The sequence below is a fragment of the Yoonia sp. 208BN28-4 genome (assembly GCF_037543925.1).
In the GTDB taxonomy this organism is placed as follows: Bacteria; Pseudomonadota; Alphaproteobacteria; order Rhodobacterales; family Rhodobacteraceae; genus Yoonia.
Genome location: NZ_JBBIFY010000004.1, coordinates 62,513 through 80,000, shown reverse-complemented (window position 1 = coordinate 80,000; position 17,488 = coordinate 62,513). Strand labels below are relative to the sequence as shown.

The following is a 17,488-nucleotide window of genomic DNA, read 5'->3' as shown; positions in this document are numbered from 1 at the left end:
TATACAATTCAATGCGCCGCCTTTGTCCAACAGAGGCGGCGCATCGCTTTTTAGAACCGTTCTAAACCTTGACAGGGCCGCGCCAGATGCGCATATCAAAGACCTGATACAAAAGGTTGGTCCCATGTTCATTCAAACCGAATCCACACCGAACCCCGCAACGCTCAAGTTCCTGCCCGGCCAGACTGTGCTTGAAGTTGGCACAGCCGACTTTCCGACCGAGGAAGCGGCGCAGGCTTCACCCCTTGCAAAGCGCATCTTTGCCACGGGCAATGTGACAGGCGTTTTCTTTGGTATCGACTTTGTGACCGTTACCAAAGCTGACGATGTGGAATGGGATCATATCAAGCCTGCCATTCTGGGTGCTGTCATGGAGCACTACCAGTCCGGCGCATCGGTGATGGGCGCGGATCACCAGCCCGTCAGCGGTCACGCAGAACACACCGGCGAGGATGGCGAGATCGTGGGCCAGATCAAGGAATTGCTTGATACCCGCGTGCGGCCTGCCGTTGCGCAAGACGGTGGCGACATTACTTTCCACGGCTTTGATCGCGGGATTGTCTATTTGCATATGCAAGGTGCCTGCGCCGGATGCCCGTCGTCGACACTGACCCTGAAGATGGGCATTGAAAACCTGCTGCGCCACTACATCCCCGAAGTGGTCGAAGTGCGCCCTGTTGCGGCATGACCGCTGACAAAGTCGAGGTTGAGAACGTCAACTCACCCGGTCAGGTGACTCGGGTGGACGCCGCGAAATACAATGCCATGAAAGCGGCCATGATGCAGGTGATGTCATCCGACCCGATGACCGCCAGCGCGATCAAAGATGCTGCAAAAGCGCACCTGCCGGACGATCTGTTCCCCGGCGGGGCTACTGCTGGCTGGTGGCAAAAATCAGTGCAGCTTGATCTAGAGGCGAAGGGCGTTGTGCAGCGCCATCCGTCAAAACCGCTTACGTTTTCTTTGGTCTGAACAGGCCCGCGATGACTGATCCAATCATATTGGCATTTGATACCTCAGGCCCGCGCTGTGCCGCCGCGCTGCTGGTCGGTGACCGCGCCTTTGTGAAAATCGAAGACATGGCCAAAGGGCAGGCAGAGCATCTTGTTCCGATGCTGGAAGGTTTACTGACCGCACATGACCTGACGTGGCAAGACCTGAGCGGGATTGGCGTTGGCACCGGTCCCGGCAATTTCACCGGCATCCGCATCAGCATTGCGACAGCACGCGGTCTTGCGCTTGGCCTTGGGAAACCAGCCATTGGCGTCACGCAGTTCGAGGCTTACGCGTACGGCAACACCAACTGTGTTGTAGCACTTCCAGCGATGCGCGGGCAAGTTTACGTTCAGGCCTTTGTCGCAGGGGGCGATCGCGCGCCGCGCATTGCTGATGCGGTTTATGACCAGATGCCCCGCTATCCCGGGCGCGCAGAACCGGGTGTTGTTGGACCGGCAGCCGATCAAGTGGGTCCACTGCTTCACGCGCCCACGGTTTCCGCGCAGTGCGAGCCGGTTGAGGCGATCGCCCGCATCGCGGCGTCCCGCTTGCATGACCCCGATCTTGCGCGCCCTGCGCCACTTTACTTGCGCTCGGCCGATGCCGCCCCGCCACGCGATCCCGCACCTGTGATTCTGGCATGACACCACAAGAGCTTGCGGCGACGCACCACGCCGCATTTGGCGAAAATGATGCGTGGAGCGCCTCCGCATTCCGCTCATTGATCGCGCAAAACGGCATGATTCTGTGCGGTGACGTGCGGTCATTTGTGCTGGGTCGTGTGACAGTTGACGAGGCTGAAATCATCACAGTCGCCACTGATCCTGCGTATCAGCGACAGGGATTGGGGGCCGCCACCCTGACCGCGTTTGAGACATCGGCAAAGGCACAAGGGGCAACGCGCGTTTTCCTTGAAGTTGCGGCGGACAATGACCCCGCTATCGCATTGTATAATAAGCAAAAATACACTCCCGTAGGGCTAAGGCAGAATTACTACGCCCGCACGAACGGCCCAAATGCCGACGCGCATGTTCTTGAAAAGAAGCTTTGCTGACCATTCAAAGCGATGTGCCCACGCCCGATCCGGCAGTCCAAATTTATTGACCAAACGGTCAAAACGGAACAGTTGCCGCACAAAAACAGGTTGACCCCGCGCCGTTGGCATTGCCTTATCCTGTGATGAACCGACTTCAAGATCGGCTCGGCTTTTCGGGGGGAAAGCCATTTTTGGCCTCTCCCCTTCACCAACGACCCGGGAGACACCCATGACCCTTACAACCAAATTTCTGAGCGCAACCGCTGCGCTGGCGCTGACCGCAGGTGCTGCATTTGCAGAGCCGGCTGTTCTGTTCGACCTCGGCGGCAAGTTCGACAAATCATTCAACGAAAGCGCATTCAACGGCGCGCAGCGTTGGTCGGAAGAGACCGGCGGCACATTCGCCGAAGTTGAAATCCAGTCCGACGCGCAGCGCGAGCAGGCGATCCGCCGCTTTGCTGAAAACGGCAACAACCCCATCGTGATGGCGGGCTTCGCGTGGGCCTCTGCTTTGGAAGAAGTATCTGCTGATTATCCTGAGACAAAGTTCCAGATCATCGACATGGTCGTTGACCAGCCAAACGTCCGCTCCATCGTGTTCGCCGAAGAGCAGGGCTCCTATCTTGTTGGTATGCTGGCCGCGATGGCATCCGAGAGCGATACAGTTGGCTTCATCGGTGGCATGGACATCCCACTGATCCGTAACTTTGCCTGCGGCTATGCCCAAGGCGTTCTGGCTGTGAACCCTGACGCGACAGTGATCGCCAACATGACAGGCACAACGCCTGCGGCTTGGAACGATCCGGTCAAAGGCTCCGAGCTGACACTGGCACAGATTTCCCAAGGCGCTGACGTGGTTTACGCAGCCGCTGGCGGCACAGGCGTTGGCGTTCTGCAAACAGCAGCCGATAACGACATCCTGTCCATCGGCGTTGACGCCAACCAGAACTACCTGCACCCCGGCGAGGTTCTGACTTCCATGCTCAAGCGCGTGGACAACGCTGTGTATGACGCACTGACCGCTGGTGAAGCTCTGGAAGCGGGTTTCAACGTGATGGACCTGTCCAACGGTGGCGTCGGCTACGCAGTGGACGAGTTCAACGAGAGCCTGATCTCGGCTGAAATGACAGCCGCACTGGACGAGGCACAAGCGGCCATCGTTGCCGGTGACGTTTCGGTTCACAACTACAACTCTGACGAATCCTGCCCCGCGCTGGACTTCTAAGAGCGGCCTAAAAGGCCAGACGATAAAAGGGCCGCGCTTTATCTTGCGCGGCCCTATTTTTTAAAAGGGGACATCAACATGAGTGACGCGCTGAAAAATTTCTTTGCTGCATGGGCAGAGCCTGATGCAGACAAACGTAACAGCATGATTGATGCCGCTGTTGATCCGGCGATCCTCTATGCCGATCCCCGCACCGAAGCACCGCTAACCGATCTGGCGGCACTTAAAGATTATGTCGCGATGTTCTCGCAAATGGCGCCGGGTATGCCCGTGGCGTGCGTGAACGTATCGAACACGCTGCATTTCGCCCGCGCGACCGTGCATTTCGGCGAAGGCGACAAAGCACAGACAGGCCAATACATCGCCGATTTGGACGCAGGTGGCAAAATCACCCGCCTGATCGGTTTCGTCGGCATGGGAGAGCCGCAAGCATGACAAACAACGTCGTCTCGCTGGCCCCTGCGATTGAGCTGAAGGGCATTTCCAAAGCGTTTGGCCCTGTGCAGGCAAACAAAGACATCAATATCCGCGTTATGCCCGGCACGATCCACGGGATTATCGGCGAAAACGGCGCTGGCAAATCCACGCTGATGTCGATCCTGTATGGTTTCTACAAGGCTGACGCGGGCGAGATATTTATCGGCGGCACGAAGACGGCGATCCCCGACAGCCAAGCGGCGATTGCTGCCGGAATCGGCATGGTGTTCCAGCACTTCAAACTGGTCGAAAATTTTACGGTGTTGGAAAACATCGTATTGGGCGCCGAGGACAGTGGGTTGCTGAAACCGTCGCTGAACCGCGCCCGTAAGGAGTTGAAAGCACTGGCCGATGAATACGGCCTGAACGTGGACCCTGATGCGATCATCGAAGAGATCGGCGTTGGCAAACAACAGCGTGTCGAAATCCTCAAGGCGCTGTATCGCAAGGCCGACATTCTGATTTTGGACGAACCCACGGGCGTGCTGACCCCCGCAGAGGCCGACCAGCTTTTCCGCATTCTGGAACGCCTCAAGGAAGAGGGCAAAACCATCATTCTCATCACGCACAAACTGCGCGAGATCATGGAAACCACCGATACCGTCAGCGTGATGCGCCGTGGCGAGATGACCGCCACGGTGAAAACCGCCGAAACCTCGCCCGCCGAACTGGCAGAGCTGATGGTTGGCCGCAAGGTGCTGCTGCGCGTTGACAAAAAACCGGCAGAGCCAGGTGAGATGATTCTTGAGGTCGAGAACCTGAAGGTCGTGGATGAACAAGGTGTTGAGCGTCTGCGCGGCATTGATCTGAATATCCGCGCAGGTGAAATCCTTGGCATTGCTGGTGTGGCTGGCAACGGTCAATCCGAATTGCTTGAGGTGCTGGGCGGCTATGAAAAAGGCACCGGCACGATCCGGATCAACGGGCAGGAACTGGACCTCACCGGATCGGTTTCTGACGCGCAATCGCGCCGCGCGCGTGGCATCGCGCACGTGCCGGAAGACCGGCAGCGTGAAGGTCTGATCATGGACTACGCCGCGTGGGAGAACGTGGCTTTCGGCTATCACCACGACAGCAAATACCAGTCATCGCGCCTGTTCATGGACAACAACGCCCTGCGCCGTGACACCGAAGAAAAGATGCAGCGTTTCGACGTGCGCCCGCCCAATCCGAAACTGCCTGCCAAGGCGTTTTCGGGCGGCAACCAGCAGAAGATCGTGCTGGCCCGCGAGATTGAGCGCAACCCCGATCTCCTGCTAATCGGCCAACCAACGCGCGGCGTGGACATCGGCGCGATTGAATTTATTCACCAGCAAATTGTCGCCCTGCGTGATCAGGGTAAGGCGATCCTGCTGGTATCGGTGGAACTGGAAGAGATCCTGTCCCTGTCAGACCGCATTGCGGTGATGTTTGACGGGCGGATCATGGGCGAACGCCTGCCAAACGAAACAGATGAAAAAGAACTCGGCCTTCTAATGGCCGGTGTCGCAGGGGAGGCCGCGTAATGTCTGACGGCAAGATGCCAAAATGGGCCGACGTGACGCTGATCCCGCTGATCAGCTTGCTGCTGGCCGCGTTCTTCTCGGCCCTCGTGATCTGGGCAATTGGTGAAAGCCCATGGGACGCGCTGAAGCTGATGGTCGACGGGGCGATCGGCTCCACCTACGGCTGGGGCTATACGCTTTATTACGCGACGAACTTCATCTTTACCGGCCTCGCCGTGTCCATCGCGTTTCACGCCCGCATGTTCAACATCGGCGGTGAAGGTCAGGCGATGATCGGCGGCTTGGGTGTCGCGCTGGCATGTCTTTACATCCCTTGGCCGCACTGGACGATTGCGCTGCTTGGCGCGTCTGTCGCGGCTGCGTTGTTCGGTGCCGCATGGGCCGCGATCCCTGCGTTTTTGCAAGCCAAGCGCGGCAGCCACATCGTGATCACCACGATCATGTTCAACTTTATCGCCGCTGCTGTCCTGAACTTCCTGTTGATCGGCGCGCTGAAAGTGCGCGGCTCTATGGAGCCCGCAACAGCGAAATTCCCCGAAGCCACGCACCTGCCGTCGTTTCAGGACATGTTCAGCTTTGGCGAAAACGCATTGTTCCGTGGCGCACCCGCGAACGTTGCTTTCTTCGTGGCAATCGCCGCCTGCATCGCCCTTTGGGCGCTGATCTGGCGCACGCGTCTTGGCTACGAAATTCGTGCCTTCGGTCACTCTGAAACGGCTGCGAAATACGCTGGCATCAGCCCGACGAAGATCATCATGATCTCCATGCTGATCTCGGGCGGTCTGGCTGGCATGATGGCGATCAACAACGTGCAAGGCGAAGCGGAACGCCTTGTCTTGAACGCGGTCGAAGGTGCTGGCTTCATCGGGATCGCCGTGGCGCTGATGGGCCGCTCGCACCCCTTCGGCGTTTTCCTTGCCGCAATCCTGTTCGGGTTCCTGTATCAGGGCGGCGCAGAGCTTGCCTTGTGGACATCCATCCCGCGCGAAATGATCGTTGTGATCCAAGCGCTAGTGATCCTGTTTACCGGCGCGCTGGACGACATGGTGCGCGCGCCGATTGAAAGGCTGTTTCTGGCCATGGGCCGCAAACCCAAGCGCGAGGAGGTGGTCTGATGGATTTCTTCCTGCTTTTCCAGATCGAGGTTCTCGATAGCGCTCTCCGCTCCGCCGCCCCGCTCTTGTTGGCTTGTCTGGCTGGTCTATTCTCGGAGCGTGCTGGCATCTTTGACATCGGGCTTGAGGGCAAAATGCTTGCCGCTGCCTTTACGTCTGCCGCTGTCGCAGCGGTGACAGGGAATATCTGGCTTGGTCTGCTGGCCGGTATCGGTGCATCGTTGTTGCTCTCCGCTGTGCACGGGGTGGCATCGATCACCTTCCGTGGAAATCAGCTGATCTCGGGCGTTGCGATCAACTTCCTTGCCGCTGGTCTGACCGTTGTGATCGCGCAAAGCTGGTTTGGCCAAGGTGGACGGACGCCGCAATTGACGGGTGATGCACGCTTTGCAGGACTTGAACTGCCGTTTGCCGATGCCCTGCAAGACGTGCCTGTCTTCGGGCCGATCTACAACGGTCTGATTTCGGGCCATACGATCCTTGTCTACGTGGCGCTGCTTTGCGTCCCGCTTAGCTGGTGGGTGCTGTATCGCACACGCTTTGGCCTGCGCCTGCGTGCCGTGGGTGAAAACCCTGCAGCAGTGGATACCGCTGGTGTATCCGTTGTGGGCCTGCGCTTTGCTGCCGTGATGATCTGCGGCGTGCTTTGTGGTTTGGCCGGTGCACAGCTTGCCACGGCTGAACCTGCTGCGGGCTTTGTAAAGGACATGACAGCGGGTCGTGGCTACATCGCGCTTGCCGCGTTGATCTTTGCCAAATGGCGGCCTTGGTACGCGCTTTATGCCACCTTGCTGTTTGGCTACCTGCAAGCGATTGCCCTGCGCCCCGACCTGATCGAAAACGCACTCGGGTTCTCGGTACAGGCGCAACTGCTGGACGTGCTGCCGTATATCCTGACCGTCATCATTCTCGCCGGTTTTGTCGGCAAGGCGATCCCACCACGCGCCGGAGGCGAGCCTTATGTCAAAGAACGCTAAGGCACTGGCGGCGGCTATTCACGCACAAGCCGGTGACGCGCCGGTCAGCGTCGGTATGATCCTTGGGTCCGGCCTTGGTCACATCGCGGATAGCGTTGATGGCGTGGCGATCCCATACAGCGACCTGCCCGGGTTTCCGCATGCTGGCGTGTCAGGCCATAACCCGAACCTTGTGATCGGTGATCTGGAAGGGCAGCGCGTGGCCGTTTTTGGCGGGCGGGCGCACTATTACGAAAACGGGCGCGCCGACGCGATGCGCCTGCCATTGGAAGTGCTGGCCGAACTGGGCGCGGATACGATGCTGGCAACAAACGCAGCGGGTTCGATGCAAAGTGATATGCCAACGGGTTCGATTATGAACCTGCACGATCATATCAACTTTTCAGGCCTAAACCCGCTGATCGGTGAACAGACGGACAAACGCTTTGTCCCGATGAAAGACTGCTATGATCCCGCGATCCGGGCAGAGCTGTCGGCGGCGGCGCAGGCCGCAGGCGTGCAGATGCATAGCGGCGTTTACGCGTGGTATTCCGGCCCGTCATTCGAAACCCCGGCCGAGATCAAGGCGATCAAGATGCTTGGGGCCGATGCGGTTGGCATGTCCACCGTGCCAGAGGTTATCCTTGCGCGGTTTCTGGGCCTGAAGGCGGCGGCAATTTCGTGTATCACCAACATGGCGGCAGGCATGTCTGATGAAAATATCAGCCATGACCACACCAAGGCGATGGCGCCTCAAGGCGCTGCAAAAATTGAGACGGTGCTGCGCCAATGGCTGCGAGACAAGTCCAGCTAGCATATCCTTTTAAGTCCAGCTGACCAGTAATGCTGCAATTGCAGCAAATTTCCCCGACGTGGGGTTTGACTCTGGTCTGTGAATTGGGCTTTGTGAAAGCAGCGGCCCAATGTCGCTCGGAATGCCCATGCAAATTTATCTTCCCATCGCCGAAGTATCGGTGAACGCCTTCCTTTTGTTAGGATTGGGGGGGATTGTTGGCATATTGTCTGGCATGTTCGGCGTCGGTGGCGGATTTCTGATGACGCCACTGTTGTTCTTTATCGGCATCCCGCCCGCCGTGGCCGTGGCAACCGAAGCCAACCAGATCGTCGCGTCGTCTTTTTCAGGCGTGCTGGCCCACCTGAAGCGCAAGACAGTTGATTTGCGCATGGGCACGGTGTTGCTGATTGGTGGATTGATCGGTTCTGCGCTTGGTATCGTCTTATTCAATTACCTGCGTTCGCTTGGACAGGTCGATCTGCTGGTAAAGCTTTGCTATGTGATCTTCCTTGGACTGATCGGCAGCCTGATGTTTGTGGAGAGCCTCAATGCGATCCGCAAAACAAAGAAGGGCGTTGTGCCCAAGCGCAAGCGCCACAACTGGGTCCACAATCTGCCCTTCAAAATGAAGTTCCGCGTATCAGGGCTTTATATCTCGGTCATTCCACCCGTTCTTGTCGGTGTGCTTGTCGGTATTTTGGCAGCAATTATGGGTGTTGGCGGTGGCTTTATCATGGTTCCCGCAATGATCTATCTGCTGGGCATGCCCACAAAAGTGGTGGTTGGTACATCGTTGTTCCAGATCATCTTTGTCACCGCTTTTACCACGATGCTGCACGCGACAACCAACTACACGGTCGATGTAGTGCTTGCGGTTTTGCTGCTGATCGGCGGCGTGATCGGTGCCCAGATCGGGACGCGCATTTGCGTGAAACTTCCCGCTGAGCAGTTGCGCATTCTTCTGGCGGCAATGGTTCTGCTGGTGTGTGGCAAGCTGGCGTTTGATCTGCTGGTCCAACCGTCCGAACTTTACTCTGTCGGCATGGGAGGTCACTGATGTTGCGCCTTCTTGCCCTGCTGCTGATCGCAGCCCTGCCCGCTAAAGCCGAGGAAATCGTGCTGGGTCTGTCCCGTGACGAGGTCGCGATCACCGCCAACTTTGACGGGTCCGACATCCTGATCTTTGGCGCCATCAGCCGCGAGGCCGGCACCACCCGCGATGGCGAGCTTGGTGTCATCATCACCGTCGCGGGACCCGACCAAAGCGTGACTGTGCGCCGCAAGGATCGCCGTTTGGGCATCTGGGTCAATACCGACGCGGTCGAGATCGGTATTGCGCCATCTTTCTACGCCGTGGCCACCAATGCGCCGCTTGCCGAAATCCTGCTCCCTGCCGAGGATGCATCATCCAAGATCAGCCTGTCGCGCGCCATTCGTGCCATCGGCCCGTCTGAGGGTGACGGGCGCGTGTTTGCAGACGCCCTGATCCGCATTCGCAAAAACGCCGCAACTTACCAAAGCCTGCCGGGTGCTGTGTCGGTTGAGGAAGACACGCTGTTCTACACCGATATCGAACTGCCCGCGAACCTGACCGAAGGCGACTACCGCGCCGAGATTTATCTGACCCGCGATGGAAAGATCGTTGATGTTTATGTCACGACAATCCCTGTGCAAAAGGTCGGGTTGGAACGGTGGCTTTACAACCTCGCCCACGACAACGCCATTCTGTATGGCCTGATGTCGCTTGCGATTGCGATTGCCGCGGGCTGGGGCGCTTCGGCGATATTCACCGCGCTCAAGCGGTAATCACCCGCGTCCGACAAACGGCATCTTTGTCGCCATCAGCGTCTGGAACTGCACATTGGCCTCTGGCGGTAGCTTCGCCATGGCAAGAACTGCAGCAGCCACATGGACCACATCCATGGCTGGCAATGGCGGCAGGCCTTCGGCGGCTCGTTTTTCTTCCAGCCCGATCACCATATCCGTGCGGGCGTTGCCAATATCAATCTGGCCGCACGCAATGTCATAGGGCCGCCCGTCCAGCGAAAGCGTCTTGGTCAGGCCGGTCACAGCGTGTTTGGTGCTAGTGTAGCAGATTGACCCCTCGCGCGGTGAATGGGCGGAAATTGAACCGTTGTTGATGATCCGTCCGCCCATGGGCTGTTGCTCTCGCATGGCGCGAAAGGCCGCACGAGCGCAAAGAAACATGCCCGTCAGATTTACATCGACAACCTGCTGCCAGTCCTGCAACGACACCTGATCTATCGTGGTTTGCGGGCCGAACATGCCCGCGTTGTTGAAGAGGGCGTCAACATGGCCGAATGCTGCAAAGGCACGATCCACAGCGTCCTCGTCAGTCACGTCGCAAGGCAGCACCTTCGCGGTGTCATACCCTTCGGCAACCTCCTCCAGCGCATCACCACGGCGCGCGATAAGGCCGACGCGCCAACCGTCCGCCAAAAATGCCTCGGCGCAGGCGCGCCCGATGCCAGAACTTGCGCCTGTGATGATAATCGCGCTCATGACGGCTCCTCGCTTGTCAGCTCTAACGGGACACTTGCCACGCTCAGGTCGTCAACCGTCAGCGGCGATGTGGGCCGCCCCAAGCGATTGCGCACAACCCAACGCAGCTGCGTTTCGGCCCGCGTGATTGCCACATAGGCCAGCCGTTTCCACAGCGGTTGCCCCGCTTCGACACGGCCCATACGGGCGGCAATTTCGATGTCGGGGGCAAAGACCTGCACCGTATCCCATTGCGAACCCTGCGCCTTGTGGATCGTCACAGCAGCACCGTGCAGAAACGTTGCCCCCATGCGGGCGGCAAAGGGAATAAACGGCTCGGCGTCGCCTTCCTGTTCGATTTTTACGATGGATGCGGCGCTGACCTGCGGATCTTCCGCCCCCATGACGTGTAAGCGTGAAAAGCCGGGTTTGCGACCAGGCCCGAGGTAAATCACCTGCGCCCCTTTGATCAGTCCGCGTGCCTCAAGATCGAGCCGTTTTTTGCGGTGCTTCATCGGTAGTTCGATCCCGTCACAGATCAGCGGCTCGCCTTCGAGCAGTTCATCCACAGGCGCACCGAACGCCCCACGAAACGCATGGATCAACCGGATGCGGGTGGCATTGCGCCAGACCAAAACGGGAGAGCGGGCCATAAGATCAGCTTCGACCCGCTGGGCCATGACGACACGTTCATCACGCTCTGCCGCTTCGGCCACCAGTTTTTCAAATTTGTAGAAATCCACCATTGGATCAGCCAGCGCATGGGCCAGATCAAGGATCGGATTGCCTGCATCCTGACGGTGAATTCGGTTCAGGGTCAGCACGCGTTTTTCGGGCAACGTCTCAAACACCATCCCGCCTTCTGACTGCACGGGCGGCAACTGCGCGGGGTCGCCAAACAGGATCAGTGTAGGGAAAATCTCTTGCAGGTCTTCGAACTGCTTTTTGTCGAGCATGGAGCTTTCGTCGACAAAACCGATGTCCAACCCTTCCTCGCGGCGCTTCCAGCCGGTGATGAAATCACTGCCACGCAGGCCCGCAGCGGCAAGAGCGGCGGGCACTGATTTGTTCGCCTCGAAAGACGCTGCGGCACGATCCAGCGCAATATCGGTCAAGCCTTCAATCTCGGGCCGTTCCCCCTGCCCCGCCAGCCATTCCGCGACCCTTTCGTATTCAGGATCATAGACAGGCGTATAAAGGATCCGGTGGATCGTGGTCGCTGGCACGCCGCGGTTGCGAAGCACCGACGCCGCCTTGTTCGTTGGGGCCAAGATGGCAAGCGTGCGTCTGTCTTTGCGCTTCTTGCCTTCCCAATCGCCCGAAATCACATCGACGCCTGCCTCTTCCAGCGCCTCGTAAAGGCGGGCCAGCAGCATCGTTTTGCCCGACCCCGCCTTGCCGATCACGGCCATAACGGATGACTTTTCCGACTGCGGCGGCATAAGCAAGCTGTCGTCAAGATCAACGCCGGACTGGCGCAACGCGCTGGCCACGTCGTCCCATGCCTGGGCCTGATCGTCAGAGAATGTGATTGTGGGTGCGTTCATGCAGCGACAGTAACCCGCGTCATGGGCAGGTGCCAGCGGTCACGCGGCGCGTGGTGCCAAAACCTTGCGCCCGAACGACCTGTAGAACCAGTGTTCCGATAAATCCGAGGAAATCCCCGCGCGTTGCAAGACCTTTACACGATCTTCCGCGCGGAACTGCCACAATCCAACGCTGATCCTGTCGCGTCCCTCACCCGTGGCACCCAGCACTTCAGGGCTGGCGCCGATCATGCGGTAAATCCGGATCATGCGGGCATCAAAGACGCCCAACAAATGGGTCAGATCGAAACCGCGCATCAGCTCTCCGCCAGCCAGCATCAAGGCGGCCGCGATGTGGCTGGAGGCACCTTCGCGCAAGCAATAGCGCGTGCATTCCCAAATATGCGGATCACGGATGGCAGCACCGTTCATCACGTGTGCGAAGTGGTCATTGACCATAGTTGAACCATCCATCGGCAGAAACCGCATTGACCCGCCATGTGTCCCATCGGGCTGGACCCAAATGACGTAAAGCGTGTCGTCCGTGTCGTAGCCGTCACGTTCAAACCCATTTTGATCCACCTGCACTGCCCAGCCCAGACGCCGCTGAAACTGGTCGGCCCTGTCGCGGTGCATGCTGTCACGCAAGATCGGAACGTGGCGCAGATCGCGCCCGTAAATATATCGCAGCATGTTTTGACCCCTCATCCGTCATGAGGAAGGTGCCGCAGCGATGGTTTATGCGTGGTTTACAGCGCGCACGCCCAAGTTAACGAAAACTAAACGCGCTAGTGGGACAGCGGGCTTTCATCCTTGCGTCCTGGCCAGCTTTCAGCTGCCGCGCGGGCTGCACCGCCGACAACGATTTGCCCCTCTAGCAAGGCTTTGGTTATGGCGTGGATGGTGTTGGTTGCGCCCAGCTTGAAGCGGGCGCTTTCAATATAGGCCCGCAAGGTATGTTCTGAAATCGATAGCATTTCGGCGACATGCGCGCGCCCGTATCCCATGGCCAGAAAGGTCAACGCATCCACTTCGCGTGGCGACAGATGGCGTGTTGGTTCCGGCATACGGTTTTTTTCGAACTCCATCGCTTTTTGATTCAGGACATGCGCCAACAGGATCAGTTCCCGTTGATGTTCCAGTGTGAATGCAGCCCATACATCGTCGTCGCAGGTATGGCTGACGCTGAATAAGGCGAACTGGCCATTTGGCCCCCTGATGGGCACCGAATAACCTTGCGTGCCGACACCATGCGCTACGGCATCATTTCGAAATGCGCGGGCGGCTTTACTGGACCAATCCAGTCTTTTCCAGTCGACGGGCTGGAATGTGCTGAAACAGCCAATAATGACAGGGTCTGTGCGCAGGTAGTCTTTTTCTGCGTAAATCGCGGCCCATTGAGCGCTGTAGGTGCCAAAGCCATATTGGCCCCCGTCTGCGCTGACCCAGTGATACACGGCATGATCGATATGATAGTGGTCTCGCACATCGACGATCAGGCCCTGGATTTCATCCAGCGCGTCGGCGCGCTCGATCCGGTGCAGAAAATTCTCTAGCTTCTTGTCCAGTGTCGTCTCCCTGCGTGGCAAAGCGCGCGTCGCCTATCAACGCGTCAATCTCTGTCCTTGCCATGTCCGAAACGACTTCAAGTTGTGAAGCCAATCGCGGGAGTTCATTGCTCTGCGCGAATTTGCGTAGATCGGCCAGAACGTCGATGATCCACTTATTTCCCATAATGCAGGCTCTTTCTAATTAGTTAACGAATTGTTAACGCCGGTCCCGTCTGTCACGCTTGGATGACAGTTCGTGGCGCCAAGGGAAATTTAATCCCATAAATTGACCATAACACCAGTCACTCAACCTTTAGGAGATACATTTTCGGGCTCCCCATAAATAGGGGGGCGGCGTTTTTGCAAGCTGTTGATTCGAATGAAACGCCACAGGCATCTTCACAAAAAACAAAGGGCACGCCCTGTGCAGGCGTGCCCCGGTGTCAGACAAGTCTGACAGAATCACTGATCCGGCAGCGTATCCTCGAATGTCCGCAATCCGGTCCGTGGCGATTGCACCAGAACTGCCATATTACCCGGCTTGTGCTGGTTCTTGCGCATCATGGTGTGTGCGGCTGGGATATCGTTCCAGCCGAAAACCTCTGACATGCACGGATCAAGGCGGCGTTCGACCATCAGGTGGTTCGCGGCAGAGGCCTGCTTGAGGTTGGCAAAGTGGCTGCCCTGAAGGCGCTTTTGGTGCATCCACATGTAACGCACGTCAAACGTGAGGTTATAGCCCGTCGTGCCTGCGCAGATCACGACCATACCGCCGCGTTTGCACACAAAAGTAGAGACCGGGAATGTCGCCTCGCCGGGGTGTTCGAAGACCATATCGACATTGTTGCCCTTGCCGGTGATGTCCCAGATCGCCTTGCCGAACTTGCGTGTCTCGGTGAACCATTCCTTGTATTCAGGCGTGTTCACCGTGGGCATCTGGCCCCAGCAATTGAAGTCGTTGCGATTAATGACGCCTTTTGCACCCAACGACATCACAAACTCGCGCTTGCTCTCGTCGCTGATGACGCCGATCGCATTGGCACCCGCGGTATTGATCAACTGGATCGCATAAGATCCCAGACCACCGGATGCGCCCCACACAAGGACGTTCTGACCGGGCTTAAGGTCGTGCGGCTCGTGACCGAACAGCATGCGGTATGCAGTGGCCAGTGTCAGTGTATAGCACGCGCTTTCTTCCCACGTCAGATGCTGCGGGCGCGGCATCAACTGCTGGCTTTGCACGGCTGTGAATTGCGCGAACGACCCGTCCGGCGTCTCGTAACCCCAGATCCGCTGAGACGGGGACATCATCGGATCTCCACCGTTGCAGTGCTCGTCATCGCCGTCGTCTTGATTGCAATGGATCACCACCTCATCCCCGACCTTCCAGCGCTTCACCTTGTCACCCACAGCCCAAACGATGCCGGATGCATCAGAGCCTGCGATGTGGTAGTCCGCACCATGCACGTCAAACGGGCTGATCGGCACACCAAGGCCCGCCCAGACACCGTTGTAGTTCACACCAGCGGCCATCACCATCACAAGAACTTCGTTGCTGTCGGGTTTGGGGCAATCAACGACCTCGATCTCGAACGCCTGATCGGGTTCGCCATGACGCTCGCGCCGAATGGTCCAAGCCTGCATCTTCGCAGGCACGTGGCCCAAAGGTGGCATTTCGCCAATCTCGTAGAGGTCTTTCTTTTCGGCCGCATAAGCTGCTGCGCCGCTGGTCAGATCAAGGGCCATTTTTGTCTCCATCACGAGGTCACTCAATTGTTGCCGCACCGCAGAATCGGCGCGCTGTTACCCTGTGATATTGACGGTCACGCAATAATGCAACACCGAGACGGACATTTTTGTAATTTTATGTCCGCCGCGATGCAGCGTCGCTTTAGCGGATGGTGAAGGTGCTGATCACGCAGACATTCACGTTGTTTTCCACGCGGGTCGATCCGTCAGCAAATTCGATCTTCATATCGAACTCGCACGAACCGGTGCCATCATCGAAGTTGATGTTGATGCTGCTGCCAGACGGCAACACGTTGCTGCCCAGAATGTCTTCTTCCCAAGAGTTGGTTGTCACGCGGCTGCCATAGAACCGGAACACCGTGCGCCCGCTGACGTTTTGCACAAGCACGTTGCGGTTCAGACCGTCGCCGCCGCTGGACACCGGACCTGTTCCGCTACAAGCGGCCATACCTGCAGTAATTGCTGCGACCGCGACAAATTTCTTAAAGCTGAATGACATTCGTATCTCCTATTGCGTCAATCGTTCAAAAGTACCTTGACGATAGGCGACCTGACGTTTCGGAGGCAACGCTTTAATCAGCGCCGGTTAGGTCGGGTCAGTTTCGAAATGATGCGCGATAGTGTTGGCGTAATACTGCAGGATCGGGCGACCCTCTTCAGTGACGGTGACCGTTCCATCGGACTCGCTCACCAAACCTCGCCGTTCCAGCCGTGCGGTCATTTGCGTGACCAGTTCTTGCGCTTTGCGTCGAGGTGTCGGCATTTTCCGATCTTTCAGCGATTGCAGGATCGCGTCGACCTCTTGCACGAGCGCGGATGTTGTCCGTGGTGGACCCGACAACAAGACATGCGACACCAACGGACCCGCCAGAATAGGCACGACCGCCGCGATCCGTTTCATCAGTTCTGCGCCAATCGCTTCGGTCAGATCGGGTCTGTCGGGCGCGAGGCTCGACAACTCAAGCGGTGTGCCAAAGCCCACTGACGCAGTGCCAAACCCTTTGAAACGGCCCGTGATGCGCAGCCAAATGTGCGATAGCGTGCCGCCGATGATTTTGCCCAGCGGTGGGCGGAATTTCCGCACGCCCGTCTGATCGGCACGCACCAGAAACTTGTCTTCAAAAATCCGGTCGTAGTTCAGCCCTACAGGCACAAAGATCACATCACGGGCGTCCGACTTGCGGTCAGACACGATGTAATTAAGCAACCCCAGTTTGGGTTCACCCAACCGACCCGTTAGGCTAAGCCCGCCTTCGGGGAACATCGCTTGCGTTACACCGCCATCGGTTGCCATTTGTACGTAGCGGGCCAGCACCTTCCGATACAAAGCGCCCCGGGACCTGCGCCGGATAAAGTATGCGCCCATCGCTCGGATGATGCCCGACAACGGCCAGACCCGCGCCCACTCACCCACGGCATAGGACAGCGCGCCCGCACGGCTAACCAGATATGTGACCAGCACGTAATCCATGTTGCTGCGATGATTGATGACGAAGATGACGGTCGCATCGGGGTCGATCTTTTCAAGCGCCTTGCGGTCAAACTGCCCCAGCCGCACACGATAGAACGCCTTGGACAGCCACTTGGCCAGACGCGCACCCACCGTGAAATAGGCTGTGGCGGAAAATGACGGCACGATTTCCCGCGCATATCGTTTGGCCTGCTCAAACGCGACGTTCTCGGGTATGCCTTCCTTGCGGGCATGTTCGACAATCGCCTCGGTCACATCGGGATCGTAGATCAGCCGCTGGATCATGTCATAGCGGCGCGCCAGTTTGAACGGCTCGATCGGGCGCTGGAGCCGGCTATTGAGACGCTCGATCACACGCTCGGCGCGTTTGCGGAAAAACCACCGCACAGACGGAAACAGAAAGTGCGACGCAAAGGTCACCGCCGCAAACAGCAAAATCAGGATGAAAACCCAGAGCGGCATTGAGACTGTTTGCGTCATGGCCGGACATTGACAGGAACACGGGGGCGCGTAAATCCCGTCATGCCGCAGCGCAGCGCGTTGACAAGGTCATAAAGTGACGGCTACATACCCTGACCGCGCAA

At 58.0% G+C, this 17,488-nt stretch carries 19 protein-coding genes; 12 read left to right on the top strand and 7 right to left on the bottom strand.

The features are described from left to right. Window positions 1-124 precede the first annotated feature (124 nt). The 12 genes from V8J84_RS14035 to V8J84_RS13980 all read left to right on the top strand — a co-directional run bounded on the left by V8J84_RS14035 (window position 125) and on the right by V8J84_RS13980 (window position 9,912). A complete protein-coding gene (locus V8J84_RS14035) occupies window positions 125-688 on the top strand; it encodes a NifU family protein (protein ID WP_339932248.1) in 564 nt (187 codons plus the stop codon). Then, window positions 685-972, top strand: a complete 288-nt coding sequence (locus tag V8J84_RS14030; RefSeq protein WP_339932246.1) for a DUF6958 family protein — start codon at window positions 685-687, stop codon at window positions 970-972. Before V8J84_RS14035 ends, V8J84_RS14030 begins: the two co-directional genes overlap by 4 nt. A gap of 11 nt (window positions 973-983) precedes the next feature. Continuing rightward, window positions 984-1,640 carry a tRNA (adenosine(37)-N6)-threonylcarbamoyltransferase complex dimerization subunit type 1 TsaB gene (gene tsaB, locus V8J84_RS14025; RefSeq protein ID WP_339932244.1) on the top strand — a complete coding sequence of 219 codons (657 nt, stop codon included), beginning with the start codon at window positions 984-986 and terminating at the stop codon, window positions 1,638-1,640. Next, the gene (locus tag V8J84_RS14020) at window positions 1,637-2,050 is read left to right on the top strand and encodes a GNAT family N-acetyltransferase (protein ID WP_339932242.1); all 414 of its coding nucleotides are present in this window, start codon (window positions 1,637-1,639) and stop codon (window positions 2,048-2,050) included. Before tsaB ends, V8J84_RS14020 begins: the two co-directional genes overlap by 4 nt. Window positions 2,051-2,261: 211 nt before the next feature. Next, complete coding sequence (locus V8J84_RS14015; protein ID WP_339932240.1) at window positions 2,262-3,257, top strand: BMP family lipoprotein; 996 nt, start codon at window positions 2,262-2,264, stop codon at window positions 3,255-3,257. Window positions 3,258-3,335: 78 nt separating this feature from the next. Further along, a complete protein-coding gene (locus tag V8J84_RS14010) occupies window positions 3,336-3,692 on the top strand; it encodes a nuclear transport factor 2 family protein (RefSeq protein WP_339932238.1) in 357 nt (118 codons plus the stop codon). Continuing rightward, window positions 3,689-5,239: an ABC transporter ATP-binding protein gene (locus V8J84_RS14005; RefSeq protein WP_339932236.1), complete on the top strand. Its 1,551-nt coding sequence runs from the start codon at window positions 3,689-3,691 to the stop codon at window positions 5,237-5,239. Before V8J84_RS14010 ends, V8J84_RS14005 begins: the two co-directional genes overlap by 4 nt. After that, window positions 5,239-6,354: an ABC transporter permease gene (locus V8J84_RS14000; protein WP_339932234.1), complete on the top strand. Its 1,116-nt coding sequence runs from the start codon at window positions 5,239-5,241 to the stop codon at window positions 6,352-6,354. The genes V8J84_RS14005 and V8J84_RS14000 overlap by 1 nt, the downstream gene beginning before the upstream one ends. After that, window positions 6,354-7,331, top strand: a complete 978-nt coding sequence (locus V8J84_RS13995; RefSeq protein WP_339932232.1) for an ABC transporter permease — start codon at window positions 6,354-6,356, stop codon at window positions 7,329-7,331. The genes V8J84_RS14000 and V8J84_RS13995 overlap by 1 nt, the downstream gene beginning before the upstream one ends. Continuing rightward, on the top strand, window positions 7,315-8,124 hold the full coding sequence (locus V8J84_RS13990; RefSeq protein WP_339932230.1) for a purine-nucleoside phosphorylase: 810 nt from the start codon (window positions 7,315-7,317) through the stop codon (window positions 8,122-8,124). The genes V8J84_RS13995 and V8J84_RS13990 overlap by 17 nt, the downstream gene beginning before the upstream one ends. 127 nt (window positions 8,125-8,251) lie before the next feature. After that, window positions 8,252-9,163 carry a sulfite exporter TauE/SafE family protein gene (locus tag V8J84_RS13985; protein WP_339932228.1) on the top strand — a complete coding sequence of 304 codons (912 nt, stop codon included), beginning with the start codon at window positions 8,252-8,254 and terminating at the stop codon, window positions 9,161-9,163. Continuing rightward, window positions 9,163-9,912: a TIGR02186 family protein gene (locus tag V8J84_RS13980; protein ID WP_339932226.1), complete on the top strand. Its 750-nt coding sequence runs from the start codon at window positions 9,163-9,165 to the stop codon at window positions 9,910-9,912. The genes V8J84_RS13985 and V8J84_RS13980 overlap by 1 nt, the downstream gene beginning before the upstream one ends. Here the strand turns inward: V8J84_RS13980 and V8J84_RS13975 are convergent, their stop codons facing one another. From V8J84_RS13975 to V8J84_RS13945, 7 genes are all read right to left on the bottom strand, one after another. Then, window positions 9,913-10,629, bottom strand: coding sequence for an SDR family oxidoreductase (locus V8J84_RS13975; RefSeq protein WP_339932224.1), 717 nt, complete (start codon window positions 10,627-10,629; stop codon window positions 9,913-9,915). It abuts the gene before it with no gap. Next, a complete protein-coding gene (locus V8J84_RS13970; protein WP_339932222.1) occupies window positions 10,626-12,155 on the bottom strand; it encodes an ATP-dependent DNA helicase in 1,530 nt (509 codons plus the stop codon). The genes V8J84_RS13975 and V8J84_RS13970 overlap by 4 nt, the downstream gene beginning before the upstream one ends. 39 nt (window positions 12,156-12,194) lie before the next feature. Continuing rightward, window positions 12,195-12,827 carry an acyl-homoserine-lactone synthase gene (locus V8J84_RS13965; RefSeq protein ID WP_339932220.1) on the bottom strand — a complete coding sequence of 211 codons (633 nt, stop codon included), beginning with the start codon at window positions 12,825-12,827 and terminating at the stop codon, window positions 12,195-12,197. A 95-nt stretch (window positions 12,828-12,922) separates the two neighbouring features. Next, on the bottom strand, window positions 12,923-13,723 hold the full coding sequence (locus tag V8J84_RS13960) for a helix-turn-helix transcriptional regulator (RefSeq protein WP_339932218.1): 801 nt from the start codon (window positions 13,721-13,723) through the stop codon (window positions 12,923-12,925). A 423-nt stretch (window positions 13,724-14,146) separates the two neighbouring features. After that, window positions 14,147-15,430: a crotonyl-CoA carboxylase/reductase gene (gene ccrA / locus V8J84_RS13955; RefSeq protein WP_339932216.1), complete on the bottom strand. Its 1,284-nt coding sequence runs from the start codon at window positions 15,428-15,430 to the stop codon at window positions 14,147-14,149. A gap of 145 nt (window positions 15,431-15,575) precedes the next feature. After that, a complete protein-coding gene (locus V8J84_RS13950) occupies window positions 15,576-15,932 on the bottom strand; it encodes a hypothetical protein (RefSeq protein WP_339932213.1) in 357 nt (118 codons plus the stop codon). A gap of 87 nt (window positions 15,933-16,019) precedes the next feature. Then, window positions 16,020-17,384, bottom strand: a complete 1,365-nt coding sequence (locus V8J84_RS13945) for a 1-acyl-sn-glycerol-3-phosphate acyltransferase (protein WP_339932211.1) — start codon at window positions 17,382-17,384, stop codon at window positions 16,020-16,022. Window positions 17,385-17,488: the final 104 nt, after the last annotated feature.